This window comes from Pseudomonas brassicacearum, from assembly GCF_003732225.1.
GTDB lineage: Bacteria > Pseudomonadota > Gammaproteobacteria > Pseudomonadales > Pseudomonadaceae > Aquipseudomonas > Aquipseudomonas brassicacearum_E.
Map to the genome: position 1 here is coordinate 63683 of NZ_MOBJ01000003.1, position 15668 is coordinate 79350.

The window sequence follows — 15668 nt, forward strand, 5'->3', positions numbered from 1 at the left end:
GCAGCTGGCGAAGCCTGCGTTCGGCCGCGTAGCGGTCGTAATCCACACGATGCGATCCATCTGGATAACCGCGAACTGAGGTTTTACGACTGCTGCGCAGCCGAACGCAGGCTGCGCCAGCTGCTACGGGACCGAGGCATCACTCGAACAATTACAGATTCATTGCCAAGCGGAGCGCTCCCAATGAGCCAACCTAAAGTGTCCTTCTACAACCTGGCCTGGCGCTGGCATTTTTATGCCGGGCTGTTTGTTGCGCCGTTCATGGTGATGCTGGCCTTGACCGGCATCGTTTACCTGTTCAAACCGCAACTCGATCCGCTGATGTATGGCAGCCTGCTCAATGTGCCGGCCGGCCATCACACGGTCAGTGCCGACGAACTGCTGCGGCGTGTCAAAGAGGCTTATCCACAAGGCCAGATCAAACAGTACCTGCCACCGGTCAATGCCGAGCGCAGTGCGCAGTTTGTCGTTAAAAATGCCGGCAGCGAGCTCAACGTCTTCATCGACCCGTATCACGCCGATATCCTCGGCGAGCAGGACGCGAAGAACAACCTGCAAGCCATTGCCCGGGCGATTCACGGCGAGTTGATGATCGGCACCGTCGGTGATCGGCTGGTCGAACTCGCTGCTGGCTGGGGCGTTGTGCTGGTGGTTTCCGGGGTATTTCTCTGGTGGCCACGCGGGCGAACCGGCGCCGGGATCTTGTGGCCGCGATTCAGCAGTCGCGGACGTGTGCTCTGGCGTGATCTGCATGCCGTGACCGGATTCTGGGGCGCGGCGTTTCTGTTGGTGATGCTGCTCAGCGGCATGACCTGGACCGGTTTCTGGGGCAAGCAATACGCTGAAGTCTGGAACCGTTTTCCGGCGGCCATGTGGGACAACGTACCCACATCCGATCAGCAAGCCCGCAGCCTCAACACCGCTACCCGTCAGACCGTGCCCTGGGCCATGGAAAACACCCCGATGCCAATGTCCGGTGACCACGCCGAACACATGGCTCACAACGGCGGCAGCAGCGCCCCGGCCGCGCCGACCATCAACCTGCAAGACGTGCAGGACATCGCCGTTCAACACAAGGTCGAACCGGGTTACAGCATCACCTTTCCGACCACCGCCAGCGGCGTGTTCACCATCGCCGTGTTCGCCGATGATCCGCGCAACGACGCCACCCTGCATGTCGACCAGTACAGCGGCAAAGTGCTGGCCGACGTGCGCTGGCAGCAATACGGTAACGTCGCCCGCGCCACGGAAATGGGGGTGATGCTGCACGAAGGCAAGCTGTTCGGGCCGCTCAATCAGATCGTCGTGTTGCTGATCTGCCTGATGATCCTGCTCAGCGCCGTCAGTGGAGTGGTGATCTGGTGGAAGCGCCGCCCGCAAGGCAAGCTCGGTGTTCCGCCGTTGCGTCACGACCTGCCGACCTGGAAAACCGGGGTGGTGATCATCCTCGCATTGGCGGTGGTATTCCCGTTGGTGGGTGCTTCGCTGATCGCGGTGTGGCTGCTGGACCGCGTGTTGCTGTCGCGCTTGAACCGCCAGCCTGAATCGGCCTCATCTTCATCCTGAATACAGCGAGATGCCTACGGCAGCGCGGTTGACCTTACAATGTCGGCCCGCTGCAAACACCCGCCGAACGAGCACGCAATGACCTCGCTGAACCTCACTCATCTCGCCTGGACACCACTGGGCCATGGCCACTGTCATCATCAGTTCCAACTGTGTGAGGCCAGTCTGCACGTGGCGGCCGGTGAGTTCGTCGGTTTGATCGGGCCCAACGGCAGCGGCAAGACCAGCCTGCTGCGCTGTGCCTATCGGTTCAGCAAACCGCAATCCGGCGAGGTGCATCTTGCCCATCACAACGTCTGGAAGCAGTCGTCGCGCTGGTGTGCGCAACGCATTGCGGTGGTGTTGCAGGAGTTTCCCGATGCCTTCGGCCTGACGGTCGACGAAGTGGTCGCCATGGGCCGCACTCCGCACAAAGGCCTGTTCGATGGCGATACCCTGGAAGACCGTCGGATCGCCGGGCAGGCACTGGAATCGGTGGGTCTCAAAGGCTTTGAAGACCACGCCTTTGCGACGTTGTCGGGCGGCGAAAAACAACGCGTCATCCTCGCCCGAGCCCTGACTCAGCAACCGCAATTGCTGATCCTCGATGAGCCGACCAACCACCTCGACCCACGCTATCAGCTCGAACTGCTGCAATTGGTCAAGCGCTTGCAGATCGGCACCCTGGCAAGCATCCACGACCTCAACCTGGCCGCTGCGTTCTGCGATCGGCTGTACGTGATCAACCACGGACGCATCGTCGCCAGCGGCACGCCAAAAGAAGTGCTGACCACCACGCTGCTGCGTGAAGTGTTCGGCGTCGAAGCGCTGATCGATGAACACCCGCTGTCTGGCTACCCCCGAATTACCTGGATAACCCAACATGACCTTGCGCACCCTGCTCCGCTCCAGCCTGTCCATCGCCCTGCTGCTGGGCAGTGCCCAGACGTTCGCCGAAGCGACCCGTTACCCGTTGACGATACAGAGCTGCAACCGTGAAGTGACGTTCAAGGAGGCGCCGAAACACGCGCTCAGTCACGACATCAACATGACCCAGATGATGCTCGCCCTCGGCCTCAAACCACGAATGGTCGGCTACAGCGGCATCAGTGGCTGGAAAGCCGTGACGCCCGAGATGCGGAGTATTCTCGACGGTCTGCCGGAACTCGCGGCCAAGTACCCGTCGGTGGAAACCCTGCTCAACGCCAACGTCGATTTCTTCTTCGCCGGCTGGGATTACGGCATGCGCATTGGCGGCGACCTGACGCCACAAACCCTCGGGCCGCTGGGGATCAACGTTTATGAGCTGAGCGAGTCCTGCGCCTTCGTGATGAAGCGCCCGGCCGCCAGCCTGGATGACACCTACAACGACCTGCGCAACCTCGGCAAGATCTTCGACGTGCAGGATCGCGCCAACCGGTTGATCGGCGATATGCAGGCGCAAGTGGCCGAGGTTCGCAAAGACCTGCCAACGGAAAAACCGCGCGTGTTCCTCTACGACAGTGGCGAGGACCGGGCCATGACCTCGGGACGCCTGGGTATGCCGCAAGCACTGATCGATGCCGCCGGCGGGCGCAATATTCTCGACGATGTCGAGGCGAGCTGGACCCGGGTCAACTGGGAGAACGTCGTCGAGCGCAACCCGCAGGTGATCGTGATCGTCGACTACGGCGAAGTCAGCGCCGAGCAAAAGGAGCAATTTTTGCTGAACAACAAGGCCCTGCAATCGGTGGACGCGATCAAGAACCAGCGCTTCATCGTCATCCCTTACGTGCAAGCCACGCCAGGGATCGACAACGTGCTGGCGGTTGAAACCCTGGCCAAGGGTTTCCACGGCGAATGATCAATCGTCGCTATGCCTTGTTGCTGATTGCCCTCGGCGCGCTGTTGCTGGTGTCTTGTGTGGTATCGCTGGGCTTTGGCTCGGCACGGGTGCCGGTGGACGTGGTCTGGCGGATTCTGCTGCACAAGGCATTCGGTGCTGGCGAAGTGAACTGGAGCGCCGGACAGGAACATATCGTCTGGCTGATCCGCGTACCGCGCATGTTGCTTGGTGCGCTAGTGGGGGCCGGGCTGGCGCTGATCGGCGCGGTACTGCAAGCGGTGACGCGCAACCCGTTGGCCGATCCCCACCTGCTGGGCGTGACCTCTGGCGCGACCCTTGGCGCGGTGATCGTGGTGCTGCATGTCGGTGAAATCGTCGGCCTGCTGACCTTGCCCATCGCCGCGTTTATCGGTGCGTTGTTGAGCATGCTGATCGTCCTGGCCATCGCCAACCGCAACGGTCGGCTGGACAGTGATCGGCTGCTGCTGTGCGGCGTGGCGGTGTCCTTCGTGATGATGGCGATTGCCAACCTGCTGCTGTTTCTTGGCGATCACCGCGCCAGTTCCGCGGTGATGTTCTGGATGCTCGGCGGCCTCGGGCTGGCGCGCTGGGAGTTGCTGGCAGTGCCGGCGGCCAGCGTGCTGCTCGGGCTGGTTTTACTGCTGGGTATGGCCCGGCCGCTGAATGCCTTGATGGCTGGCGAGCAAACCGCTGTCACACTCGGTCTGAACGCTCGCACGGTGCGTTTGCGGGTGTTTCTGATTGCCTCGCTGATGACCGGAGTGCTGGTGTCGATCAGCGGCTCCATTGGTTTTGTCGGGCTGATGGTGCCGCACATTGCGCGGCGTCTGGTCGGGGCCGAGCATCGGCGATTGCTGCCGGTGTGCGTGCTGCTGGGGAGTGTGTTTCTGGTGTGGGTCGATGTCGCGGCGCGCACCCTGATCGCCCCGGAGGATTTACCGATTGGGGTGGCCACGGCAGCCATTGGCGGGTTGTTTTTTATCGGGTTGATGCGCCGACGTTAACGCCGCAACAGCGACAACGTGTGGTGCGAGTGTATTTAAATTATATCCAATACACACTCGCACCTCATCCAAAAAGCCACCACGAGCCGAACGGCACAACTTCGAAAAATTTTGTTTTAAGTTGGCTTTGAGTAAGCAGGCAAATAAAACCCATAATCTCCGAGTTGCGAACAAGACAATAATTCATGCTCGCACGCCTCGACAAAGCTTATTCCCTACAGCCAAACAACATAACTCCTACAAGAACGAAAAGAGGTCAACATGATCAAGAAGATCGTCGCATCCATCGCGTTCATTTCGGCTCCTGCATTGGCAGCCCAGCCCCCCTTCACAGGCACTGATTACAGCGGCCACTATGAATGCACGGGCATGGATAGCCATATCGGCGAATTTAAAGGCGTCGTCGACATGAAACTCAATCCAGAGCAAAGTACCGGCGAATACGGCGCCTACCGCTTTACGCTGACCCTTACCGACAATTCCAGATACGACGGTTTCGCTGCCGCTTACTTGAAATCACTGGCAATCTACTTCGCCCATACAGATCCGACACTAAAAGATTACGGTGTCGGCATTGCGAACGTTTCTTCAACTCCTGACGGAAAAGTCTCTTTCACCAAGTATTATTACGGCCCGGAGTACGAGGGCGGCGGTCACGGCATGGAAACCTGCGTCAGACGCTAACTTCCTTTTGCCCACGCGCCAGTATCGGTTGCTGTGACAAGCACCAATCTGGCGCTCGCATCGCACCGCAGCGCACACCCCGCCCACTCATGGTGCGCAACTTCACTGCGAGCGTGCGCAAACACTGTTATTACTTGCCTTTCCCCAACCGGGCACAGCCCTTGCTAAAGACCCTTCAGTAGTCCGCATCTGCCAACCAAGAAAACTCATAAGTTCATGGAGATCGCACAATGAAGCGTCGCAGTTTGATCAAGGCTTTCACACTATCGGCAAGCATTGCCGCGATGGGCATGACCTGGAGTATCCAGGCCGCCGAGACCATCAAGGTCGGGATCCTGCACTCGTTGTCCGGGACCATGGCGATCTCCGAAACCTCGCTTAAAGACATGGCGCTGATGACCATCGACGAGATCAACGCCAAGGGCGGGGTCAACGGCAAGATGCTCGAACCGGTGGTGGTCGACCCGGCGTCGAACTGGCCGCTGTTCGCGGAAAAGGGCCGACAATTGCTGACCCAGGACAAGGTCGCGGTGGTGTTCGGCTGCTGGACATCGGTGTCGCGTAAATCGGTATTACCGGTGTTCGAAGAGCTCAACGGCCTGCTGTTCTACCCGGTGCAGTACGAAGGCGAAGAGATGTCGCCGAACGTCTTCTACACCGGCGCTGCGCCGAACCAACAGGCGATCCCGGCGGTGGAATACCTGATGAGTGAAGAAGGCGGCAGCGCCAAGCGTTACTTCCTGCTCGGCACCGACTATGTCTATCCGCGCACCACCAACAAGATCCTGCGCTCGTTCCTGCACTCCAAAGGTGTGGCGGACAAGGACATCGAAGAGGTCTATACGCCGTTCGGTCACAGCGACTATCAAACCATCGTCGCCAACATCAAAAAATTCTCGGCTGGCGGCAAGACGGCGGTCATTTCCACGGTCAACGGCGACTCCAACGTGCCGTTCTATAAAGAACTGGCCAACCAGGGCCTGAAAGCCACCGACGTACCGGTCGTGGCCTTCTCGGTGGGCGAAGAGGAACTGCGCGGCATCGACACCAAACCGCTGGTGGGCAACCTGGCCGCGTGGAACTACTTCGAATCGGTGGAGAACCCGGTGAACCAGAAGTTCGTCGCCGACTGGAAAGCCTACGCCAAGAAACACAACCTGCCGGGCGCCGATAAAGCCGTGACCAACGACCCGATGGAAGCCACTTACGTCGGCATCCACATGTGGGCGCAGGCTGCAGAAAAAGCCAAATCCACCGATGTCGACAAGGTCCGTGAAGCTTTGGCTGGCCAGACCTTCGCCGCACCGTCCGGCTACACCCTGACCATGGACAAGACCAACCACCACCTGCACAAGCCGGTGATGATCGGCGAGATCCAGGCCAACGGTCAGTTCAACGTGGTATGGCAGACCGAAGGGCCGATCCGCGCCCAGCCATGGAGCCCGTTCATACCGGGTAACGACAAGAAGCCGGAGTATGCGGTGAAGAGCAACTGAGCCACTGGATGCCAGGCCCGAGCACCACGCCCGGGCCCGACACAACTCCTGTGGGAGCGAGCTTGCTCGCGATTACGGTTTATCAATCAACATCAATGTTGCCTGACCCACCGCTATCGCGAGCAAGCTCGCTCCCACATTGTCCGCGTAAGGCCAATGACATGCCCACTGCCCTTTACCGCTTCATCCTCGCCATCGCGCTGTTGTTGCCGATGGCCGCCAATGCCGGGGACGCCGAAGATTTCGTCGCGGCCAATCCCGTGCAGCAAGCCAAGCTGTTGGAAGCCTGGGCCGCGCAACCCGATCCGGCGCGCATCGAACTGATCAACGCCTTGCAGCAGGGCCAGTTGACCGTCGACGGCGAAGCCAAAACCCTGCGCCTGAACAACCGCCTGCGAGGCTTGGTCGACACCGCGCTGGCCAGCCACCAACTGCTCGCCGCTGACGCCAAAGTGCGCTTGAGCGCCGCGCAGCAACTGCAAAAAAGTGCCAAACCGGCGCAACTGAAATTCCTCGATAAGCAACTGGCGGGCGAAAAAGACCCCAGCGTTCACGACGCCCTGAGCCTGGCGCTGGCCAACCTGCAACTGGTCGACAGTGACCCGGCCGTACGCCTCGCGGCCGTGCGCTTGCTCGGCGAAACCGGCGACCCACTGGCCCGCACCCGCCTCGAAGGCTTGCTCCAACCCGGCGTCGAAGCCGATGCCACGGTGCGCACGGCAGCTGAAACCAGCCTGGCCCAGGTCAAACGCAAACTGCTGGTCGGCGAATTGCTCGGCCAGGCCTTCAGCGGCATGTCCCTGGGTTCGATCCTGTTGCTGGCCGCCCTCGGTCTGGCGATCACTTTCGGCCTGCTCGGGGTGATCAACATGGCCCATGGCGAGATGCTGATGCTCGGCGCCTACTCCACGTACGTGGTGCAGCTGCTGTTCCAGCGCTTCCTGCCGCAAGCCATCGAGTTCTACCCGCTGGTGGCATTGCCGGTGGCGTTTTTTGTCACCGCCGGCATCGGTATGGCACTGGAACGCACGGTGATTCGCCACCTCTATGGTCGGCCACTGGAAACCCTGCTCGCCACTTGGGGCATCAGCCTGATGCTGATTCAGCTGGTCCGATTGCTGTTCGGTGCGCAAAACGTCGAAGTGGCGAACCCGGCCTGGCTCTCGGGCGGGATTCAGGTACTGCCCAATCTGGTGCTGCCGTACAACCGCATCGTGATCATCGCGTTCGCGCTGTTTGTGGTGGTACTGACCTGGCTGCTGCTGAACAAGACCCGCCTCGGCTTGAACGTGCGCGCGGTCACCCAGAATCGCAACATGGCTGCCTGCTGTGGCGTACCCACCGGGCGCGTCGACATGCTCGCCTTTGGGCTCGGCTCGGGTATCGCCGGGCTTGGCGGCGTGGCCCTGAGTCAGGTCGGCAACGTCGGCCCGGATCTGGGCCAGAGCTACATCATCGACTCGTTCCTGGTGGTGGTGCTCGGCGGCGTTGGCCAACTGGCCGGCAGCGTGCTCGCCGCGTTCGGCCTGGGGATCGCCAACAAGATTCTTGAACCGCAAATCGGTGCCGTACTTGGCAAGATCCTGATCCTCGCGCTGATCATTCTGTTCATTCAGAAACGCCCGCAAGGACTCTTCGCACTGAAAGGACGGGTGATCGACTGATGAACCAGCCCCTGATGCTTACGGCCACCCAAAAGGCCGGCCCCAAGGTCACGATCGCTATGGGCGCGGTGATTCTCGCGCTGCTACTGGCGCTGCCGCTGCTTTCGCTGGTATCGCCGGACAACCCGCTGCATGTCTCGGCCTACACCCTGACGCTGGTCGGCAAAATTCTCTGCTACGCCATCGTTGCGCTGGCCCTGGATTTGGTCTGGGGATACGCCGGTTTGCTTTCGCTCGGCCATGGCCTGTTCTTCGCCCTCGGTGGTTACGCGATGGGCATGTACCTGATGCGCCAGGCTTCGGGCGATGGCCTGCCGGCGTTCATGACCTTCCTCTCGTGGACCGAGCTGCCGTGGTACTGGACCGGCACCAGCAGCTTTATCTGGGCGATGTGCCTGGTGGTGCTGGCGCCGGGTTTGCTGGCGCTGGTGTTCGGCTTCTTCGCCTTCCGCTCGCGGATCAAGGGCGTGTACTTCTCGATCATGACCCAGGCCCTGACCTTCGCCGGGATGCTGCTGTTTTTCCGCAACGAGACCGGGTTTGGCGGCAACAACGGCTTCACCAACTTCCGCACGATCCTCGGCTTCGGCATCACTGAACCGGGCACTCGCGCGGTGCTGTTCGTCGCCACCGTGCTGTTGCTGGTCGCCAGCCTGTTCATCGGCTGGCGTCTGGCGCAAAGCAAATTTGGTCGGGTACTGACCGCCCTGCGCGATGCGGAAAACCGGCTGATGTTCTGCGGTTACGACCCACGCGGTTTCAAGCTGTTTGTCTGGGTCTTGAGCGCGGTGTTGTGCGGCCTGGCCGGTGCGCTGTATGTGCCGCAAGTGGGAATCATCAACCCCAGCGAAATGTCGCCGACCAACTCCATCGAAGCCGCCGTGTGGGTCGCGCTCGGCGGGCGCGGCACATTGATCGGACCGCTGCTCGGCGCGGGTGTGGTCAATGGCATGAAGAGCTGGTTCACCGTGGCGTTCCCCGAATACTGGCTGTTCTTCCTCGGCGCGCTGTTCATCGTCGTAACCCTGTACCTGCCCAAAGGCGTGATCGGTTTGCTGAAGAAAAGGAGCGAGCAATGAGAATCACACCGACGGCGGAATTCATGCTTGAGCCGATCCTCGAACCGAACAAAGACGCCGGCAGCAGTCGCGACACCATCGGCCTCGGCCAACGCGTAGGCTCAGGCCTGAACACCCTCCACGGCACGATCCTCACGCTTGAAGACATCAGCGTCAGCTTCGATGGTTTCAAGGCCCTGAACGATCTGAACCTGTACATCGGTGTCGGCGAACTGCGCTGCATCATCGGCCCCAACGGCGCGGGCAAAACCACGTTGATGGACGTGATCACCGGCAAGACCCGACCCAGCCACGGCAAGGCCTGGTTTGGTGAAACCCTGGACCTGACACAGATGAGTGAAGTGCAGATCGCCCAGGCCGGGATCGGCCGCAAGTTCCAGAAGCCGACCGTGTTCGAAGCCTTGAGCGTGTTTGAAAACCTTGAACTGGCGCAGAAAACCGACAAGTCGGTGTGGGCCAGTTTGCGGGCAAAACTCAATGGCGAACAACGAGACCGGATCTGCGAGGTGCTGGAAACCATTCGCCTGACCAGCTCGGTCAATCGCCCGGCCGGCCTGCTGTCGCATGGACAGAAGCAGTTTCTGGAAATCGGCATGCTGCTGATGCAAGACCCGCATCTGCTGCTGCTCGATGAACCGGTGGCGGGCATGACCGACGCCGAAACCGAATTCACCGCCGAGCTGTTCAAGCGCCTGGCCGGCAAGCATTCGCTGATGGTGGTGGAACACGACATGGGCTTCGTCGGCTCGATTGCCGACCACGTCACCGTGTTGCACCAAGGCAGCGTGCTGGCCGAAGGGTCGCTTGCACAGGTGCAGGATAACGAACGGGTGATCGAGGTTTACCTCGGCCGCTGAATTCTATGAGCACTGCTTTTATGTGGGAGCGAGCTTGCTCGCGATAGCGGTGTGTCATGCGACTCATGTGTTGAATGTGCCTGCGCCTTCGCGAGCAAGCTCGCTCCCACAGGGGGCGGTGTGAACTACAAGGAATTTGAACATGCTGCAAGTCGACAAGCTGCACCAGTACTACGGCGGTAGCCACATTCTGCGGGGGCTGAGCTTTGAGGTGAAGGTCGGTGAAGTCACCTGCCTGCTCGGGCGCAACGGCGTCGGCAAAACCACCCTGCTCAAATGCCTGATGGGCCTGCTGCCCGCATCGGGCGGCGCGGTGAACTGGGAAGACAAGGCCATCACCTCGTTCAAGCCGCATCAACGGGTTCACGCCGGTATTGCTTACGTGCCGCAGGGCCGGGAGATTTTCGGGCGGCTGACAGTGGAGGAAAATCTGCTGATGGGTCTGTCCCGCTTCCCGGGCTCCGAGGCCAGGGAAGTCCCGGCGTTCATCTACGAGCTGTTCCCGGTGTTGTTGCAAATGAAGCAGCGTCGCGGCGGCGATCTGTCGGGTGGTCAGCAGCAACAGTTGGCCATTGGCCGAGCGCTGGCCAGTCGACCACGCTTGCTGATCCTCGATGAGCCTACCGAAGGCATTCAGCCGTCGGTGATCAAGGAGATTGGCGCAGTGATCAAAAAACTCGCAGCCCGTGGTGACATGGCGATCCTGTTGGTCGAGCAGTTCTACGATTTCGCCGCCGAGCTGGCCGATCAATACCTGGTGATGTCCCGGGGCGAGATTGTCCAGCAAGGTCGCGGAGAAAATATGGAAGCCGAAGGTGTGCGCGGGCTGGTTACGATCTAGTCTGAAGCGTCCTGACGATAATTAGAATTTATGACTGTCCCTGCCCCTATTTCAATCACTGCAGCGCTGTTTACCCCAAGCTGGCACGCCGAGCTGGAACTCGGCTACGCGCGATTCGGCGACAGCACGCGCCCGGTCCAACGCCGCCACAAGGGCCCGCTGCGGGTGCAAAAGCACCTGTACGCCGAAGGCCCCGAGGTGTGCCAGCACATCATCGTTCACCCGCCGGGCGGCATTGCTGGCGGTGATCGGCTGGACATTACTGCTTGCGTCGGTGCCGACGCGTGGGCGCAGTTGACCAGCCCCGGTGCCGCCAAGTGGTATCGCGCCGCCGGACCAGCCTATCAGCAGCTCGATTTGCACGTCGCGGCCGGCGCTACGCTGGAGTGGCTACCGCAAGAAACCATCGTCTTCAGCGCCGCCCAGGCGGAGCTCAGCACGTCTATTGAACTGCAAGGTGACGCGCGGTTGTTTTACTGGGACGTGGTGGCGCTGGGCCGGCCAGCCAGCGGCGAACGCTTCGAACACGGGCATTTTCAGTCACAGCTGGAAATCCGCCGCGACGGCCAGTTGCTCTGGCACGAACGCCAGCGCATTGTCGGGGATGACGGTTTGCTTGATTCACCGATAGGGCTCGATGGGCAGCCGGTGTTTGCAACGTTGCTGGTGACCGGAGAAATCGACAGCGAATTGCTGGAGGCCTGCCGTTCGTTGACCAATGACGTGCGCGGGGATCTGAGCCAGTTGCCAGGTTTGTTGGTTGCCAGATGCCTGGCCAGTGAAGCGTTACTGGCACGCGGCTGGTTGATTGATTTGTGGAAGTTGCTGCGCCCGGCGTTGCTCGGCCGCGAAGCAGTCCCACCCAGAATCTGGAGCACCTGATGTGTGCTTTTTGTGGGAGCGAGCTTGCTCGCGATGGCGATCTTGCAGCCAACATCTTTGTTGAATGTGATGGCCTCATCGCGAGCAAGCTCGCTCCCACAGGGTTTGTATTCACAGCCCGAATACCTTTTTTACTGCCCAATACGGATTTCTAACGATGGACCTGACCCCACGCGAAAAAGACAAGCTGCTGATCTTCACCGCCGGCCTCGTCGCCGAGCGGCGTTTGGCGCGCGGCGTGAAACTCAACTACCCGGAAGCCATGGCCTACATTTGCGCGGCGCTGCTCGAAGGTGCGCGTGACGGCCAGACCGTGGCCGAACTCATGCACTACGGCACCACCCTGCTGAACCGCGAACAAGTGATGGAAGGCATCCCGGAAATGATCCCGGAGATCCAGGTCGAGGCGACCTTTCCCGACGGCACCAAACTGGTCACCGTCCATCAACCCATCGTCTGAGGCCGCGCCATGACTTATCACATCCGTGATGCCGTGCACGCCGACCTGCCGGCGATCCGCGACATCTACAACGACGCCGTCCTCAATACGACGGCGATCTGGAACGAACAGGCCGTGGACCTCGGTAACCGCCAGGCCTGGTTCAGCGCCCGGCAATCCCAGGGCTATCCTGTGCTGGTAATCGTCGACGCCGACAACAACGTGCTCGGCTACGCTTCGTTCGGTGACTGGCGGCCGTTCGACGGGTTCCGCCACACAGTCGAACATTCGGTGTACGTGCGCAGCGATCAGCGCGGCAATGGCCTCGGCCCGCAGTTGATGGACGAACTGATCGAACGCGCCAAGAGCTGCAATAAACATGTGATGGTCGCCGCCATCGAAAGCGCTAACACCGCCTCGATTCGCCTGCACGAACGGGTCGGTTTCGTCACCACCGGGCACATGCCGCAAGTGGGCACCAAGTTCGGCCGCTGGCTCGACCTGACCTTCATGCAGCTGACTCTCAACCCGGGCGCGGAGCCGCCTGTCGCCAACAAGGAGTGATACACCATGAACACTGCCCAACTGCGACGCGTGAACGCCGAGAGCTTTGCGCACTACCGTCAGGGCTTGATCGATTTGCTGTTTGACGCCGTAAAGCACGGCGCCTCTATCGGCTTCATGGCCGACATTGATGACGCCCAGGCTCGCGCCTACATCAACAGTGTCCAGGCTGACCTTGAGGACGGCAGTCTGTTGCTGTGGGTAGTCGTTCACGATGAAAAGGTCCTGGCCAGCGTGCAACTGGCCCTGTGCCAGAAAGCCAACGGCCGCAATCGTGCCGAAGTAAAAAAACTGCAGGTGCTGCACAGGGCGCGGCGACGTGGCCTTGCTCAGCAGCTGATGGAAGTGCTGGAGCTTACCGCGCGTCAGTACAAACGTGGCCTGCTGTACCTCGACACCGAAGCCGGCTCACCGGCCGAAGCGTTCTATCAGTCCCTGGGCTACACCCGCGTCGGTGAGCTGCCCAACTACTGCCAAAGCCCGGACGGCCGTTACACCCCGACCGCCATTTACTTCAAGACTCTGGAACAACCCGAATGATTCCTGGCGAATTTCAGATCCAGCCCGGCGATATCGAGCTCAACGCCGGCCGTCGCACCCTGAGCCTGACCGTGGCCAACAGCGGTGACCGGCCGATTCAGGTCGGTTCGCACTACCACTTTTTCGAAACCAACGACGCCCTGACATTCGACCGTGCCGCCAGCCGCGGCATGCGCCTGAACATCCCGGCCGGCACCGCCGTGCGCTTCGAACCGGGACAACGCCGCGAGGTCGAGTTGGTGGACCTGGCCGGACATCGCCGGGTGTTCGGGTTTGCCGGGCGGATCATGGGCGACCTCGACTGACATCTGCGGCGCGCCCAAAAGATCGCAGCCTCGCGTTGCTCGACAGCTCCTACAGGGGCCGAGAGCACCGAAAATTTGTGTGAACACCCCCGTAGGAGCTGTCGAGCAACGCGAGGCTGCGATAGCGAGCAACGCGAGCGGTCCCAAACCCAATTGAATCCCAAGGCAAGCCCATGAAAATCTCAAGACAAGCCTACGTCGACATGTTCGGCCCCACCGTCGGCGACAAGGTCCGTCTGGCCGACACCGAGCTGTGGATCGAAGTCGAAAAGGATTTCACCACCTACGGCGAAGAAGTGAAATTCGGCGGCGGCAAAGTGATCCGCGACGGTCAGGGCCAAAGCCAATTGCTCGCCGCCGAAGTTGTCGACACGCTGATCACCAACGCGCTGATCATCGACCACTGGGGCATCGTCAAAGCCGACGTCGGCCTCAAGGACGGACGCATTGCGGCCATCGGCAAGGCCGGCAACCCGGACGTGCAGCCCAACGTGACCATCGCCATCGGCGCCAGCACCGAAGTGATCGCCGGCGAAGGCATGATCCTCACCGCAGGCGGCATCGACACGCACATCCACTTCATCTGCCCGCAGCAGATCGAAGAAGCACTGATGAGCGGCGTCACCACCATGATCGGCGGCGGCACGGGACCAGCGACGGGCACCAACGCCACCACCTGCACCTCAGGCCCATGGCACCTGGCGCGGATGCTTCAGGCGGCAGACGCCTTCCCGATGAACATCGGCCTCACCGGCAAGGGCAACGCCAGCCTGCCGGAGCCGCTGATCGAGCAGGTCAAGGCCGGCGCCATCGGCCTCAAATTGCACGAAGATTGGGGCACCACACCGGCGAGCATCGACAACTGCCTGAGCGTCGCCGACCAGTTCGACGTGCAAGTGGCGATTCACACCGACACCCTCAACGAGTCGGGTTTCGTTGAAACCACCCTCGCCGCCTTCAAGGGCCGGACCATCCACACCTACCACACCGAAGGGGCCGGTGGCGGTCATGCGCCGGACATCATCAAGGCCTGCGGTTTCGCCAACGTGCTGCCGAGTTCGACCAACCCGACCCGGCCGTTCACCCGCAACACCATCGACGAGCACCTCGACATGCTGATGGTCTGCCACCACCTGGACCCGAGCATCGCCGAAGACGTGGCCTTCGCCGAAAGCCGCATCCGCCGCGAAACCATCGCCGCCGAAGACATCCTTCACGACCTCGGAGCCTTCTCGATGATCAGCTCCGACAGCCAGGCCATGGGCCGCGTCGGCGAAGTCATCACGCGCACCTGGCAAACCGCCGACAAGATGAAAAAGCAGCGTGGCCCGCTGCCGGGTGATGGCGAGGGCAACGACAACTTCCGCGCCAAACGCTACATCGCCAAATACACCATCAACCCGGCCATCACCCACGGCATCAGCCATGAAGTGGGCTCTATCGAAGTCGGTAAATGGGCTGATCTGGTGCTCTGGCGCCCGGCGTTTTTCGGCGTGAAACCGACATTGATTCTCAAGGGCGGCGCCATCGCCGCCAGCCTGATGGGCGACGCCAACGCCTCGATCCCGACGCCGCAACCGGTGCATTACCGACCGATGTTCGCAAGCTTTGGCGGCTCATTGCACGCCACCAGCCTGACCTTCATCAGCCAGGCGGCACAAGACGCCGGCTTACCTGAAGCCTTGGGTTTGAAGAAGAAAATCGCCGTGGTCAAAGGCTGCCGCGAGGTGCAGAAAACCGACCTGATCCACAACGACTACTTGCCGAACATCGATGTCGACCCACAGACTTATCAGGTCAAGGCCGACGGCGTATTGCTGTGGTGCGAGCCGGCGGAGGTGTTGCCCATGGCGCAGCGCTACTTCCTGTTCTGAAGTTCAAGCCACAAGAAAAACCCTGAGTGCACCCACACACACTCAGGG

General features: G+C 60.9%; 15 protein-coding genes and 2 pseudogenes. 16 read left to right on the forward strand and 1 reads right to left on the reverse strand.

The window, feature by feature from the left end; all coding sequences use genetic code 11:
• Positions 1 to 183: 183 nt before the first annotated feature.
• The 9 genes and pseudogenes from BK659_RS03340 to urtD all read left to right on the forward strand — a co-directional run bounded on the left by BK659_RS03340 (position 184) and on the right by urtD (position 10175).
• Entirely contained in the window at positions 184 to 1566 is a 1383-nt protein-coding gene (locus BK659_RS03340) for a PepSY-associated TM helix domain-containing protein (protein ID WP_123423711.1), read from the forward strand.
• Between the two features lie 78 nt (positions 1567 to 1644).
• Positions 1645 to 2427, forward strand: a pseudogene (locus BK659_RS03345) (ABC transporter ATP-binding protein); the annotation flags it as partial.
• A gap of 1 nt (position 2428) precedes the next feature.
• Positions 2429 to 3388, forward strand: coding sequence for an ABC transporter substrate-binding protein (locus BK659_RS03350; protein WP_123423712.1), 960 nt, complete (start codon positions 2429 to 2431; stop codon positions 3386 to 3388).
• The gene (locus tag BK659_RS03355; RefSeq protein ID WP_123423713.1) at positions 3385 to 4395 is read left to right on the forward strand and encodes a FecCD family ABC transporter permease; all 1011 of its coding nucleotides are present in this window, start codon (positions 3385 to 3387) and stop codon (positions 4393 to 4395) included. Before BK659_RS03350 ends, BK659_RS03355 begins: the two co-directional genes overlap by 4 nt.
• A 261-nt stretch (positions 4396 to 4656) precedes the next feature.
• Positions 4657 to 5079 carry a hypothetical protein gene (locus BK659_RS03360; RefSeq protein ID WP_123423714.1) on the forward strand — a complete coding sequence of 141 codons (423 nt, stop codon included), beginning with the start codon at positions 4657 to 4659 and terminating at the stop codon, positions 5077 to 5079.
• Between the two features lie 230 nt (positions 5080 to 5309).
• Positions 5310 to 6575: an urea ABC transporter substrate-binding protein gene (urtA, locus tag BK659_RS03365; RefSeq protein WP_123423715.1), complete on the forward strand. Its 1266-nt coding sequence runs from the start codon at positions 5310 to 5312 to the stop codon at positions 6573 to 6575.
• A gap of 161 nt (positions 6576 to 6736) precedes the next feature.
• The gene (gene urtB, locus BK659_RS03370; RefSeq protein ID WP_123423716.1) at positions 6737 to 8239 is read left to right on the forward strand and encodes an urea ABC transporter permease subunit UrtB; all 1503 of its coding nucleotides are present in this window, start codon (positions 6737 to 6739) and stop codon (positions 8237 to 8239) included.
• Positions 8239 to 9318 carry an urea ABC transporter permease subunit UrtC gene (gene urtC / locus BK659_RS03375; RefSeq protein ID WP_123423717.1) on the forward strand — a complete coding sequence of 360 codons (1080 nt, stop codon included), beginning with the start codon at positions 8239 to 8241 and terminating at the stop codon, positions 9316 to 9318. Before urtB ends, urtC begins: the two co-directional genes overlap by 1 nt.
• Positions 9315 to 10175, forward strand: a complete 861-nt coding sequence (urtD, locus tag BK659_RS03380; protein ID WP_123423718.1) for an urea ABC transporter ATP-binding protein UrtD — start codon at positions 9315 to 9317, stop codon at positions 10173 to 10175. Before urtC ends, urtD begins: the two co-directional genes overlap by 4 nt.
• A 23-nt stretch (positions 10176 to 10198) precedes the next feature.
• On the opposite strand, the pseudogene BK659_RS28150 reads toward urtD, so the two are convergent.
• Positions 10199 to 10285 (reverse strand): annotated as a pseudogene (locus tag BK659_RS28150) (DUF4381 domain-containing protein); the annotation flags it as partial.
• A gap of 32 nt (positions 10286 to 10317) precedes the next feature.
• Between BK659_RS28150 and urtE the strand changes: the two are divergent.
• The 7 genes from urtE (at position 10318) to ureC (ending at position 15620) form a co-directional block, all read left to right on the forward strand.
• Positions 10318 to 11016, forward strand: coding sequence for an urea ABC transporter ATP-binding subunit UrtE (gene urtE, locus BK659_RS03390; RefSeq protein ID WP_123423719.1), 699 nt, complete (start codon positions 10318 to 10320; stop codon positions 11014 to 11016).
• 54 nt (positions 11017 to 11070) lie between these two features.
• Complete coding sequence (locus BK659_RS03395) at positions 11071 to 11898, forward strand: urease accessory protein UreD (protein ID WP_185015282.1); 828 nt, start codon at positions 11071 to 11073, stop codon at positions 11896 to 11898.
• Positions 11899 to 12055: 157 nt separating this feature from the next.
• Entirely contained in the window at positions 12056 to 12358 is a 303-nt protein-coding gene (gene ureA / locus BK659_RS03400) for an urease subunit gamma (RefSeq protein WP_123423721.1), read from the forward strand.
• A gap of 9 nt (positions 12359 to 12367) precedes the next feature.
• Complete coding sequence (locus BK659_RS03405) at positions 12368 to 12901, forward strand: GNAT family N-acetyltransferase (protein ID WP_123423722.1); 534 nt, start codon at positions 12368 to 12370, stop codon at positions 12899 to 12901.
• 6 nt (positions 12902 to 12907) lie between these two features.
• Positions 12908 to 13441, forward strand: coding sequence for a GNAT family N-acetyltransferase (locus tag BK659_RS03410; RefSeq protein ID WP_123423723.1), 534 nt, complete (start codon positions 12908 to 12910; stop codon positions 13439 to 13441).
• On the forward strand, positions 13438 to 13746 hold the full coding sequence (locus BK659_RS03415) for an urease subunit beta (protein ID WP_123423724.1): 309 nt from the start codon (positions 13438 to 13440) through the stop codon (positions 13744 to 13746). Before BK659_RS03410 ends, BK659_RS03415 begins: the two co-directional genes overlap by 4 nt.
• Positions 13747 to 13919: 173 nt before the next feature.
• Positions 13920 to 15620, forward strand: a complete 1701-nt coding sequence (gene ureC, locus BK659_RS03420) for an urease subunit alpha (RefSeq protein ID WP_123423725.1) — start codon at positions 13920 to 13922, stop codon at positions 15618 to 15620.
• Positions 15621 to 15668: the final 48 nt, after the last annotated feature.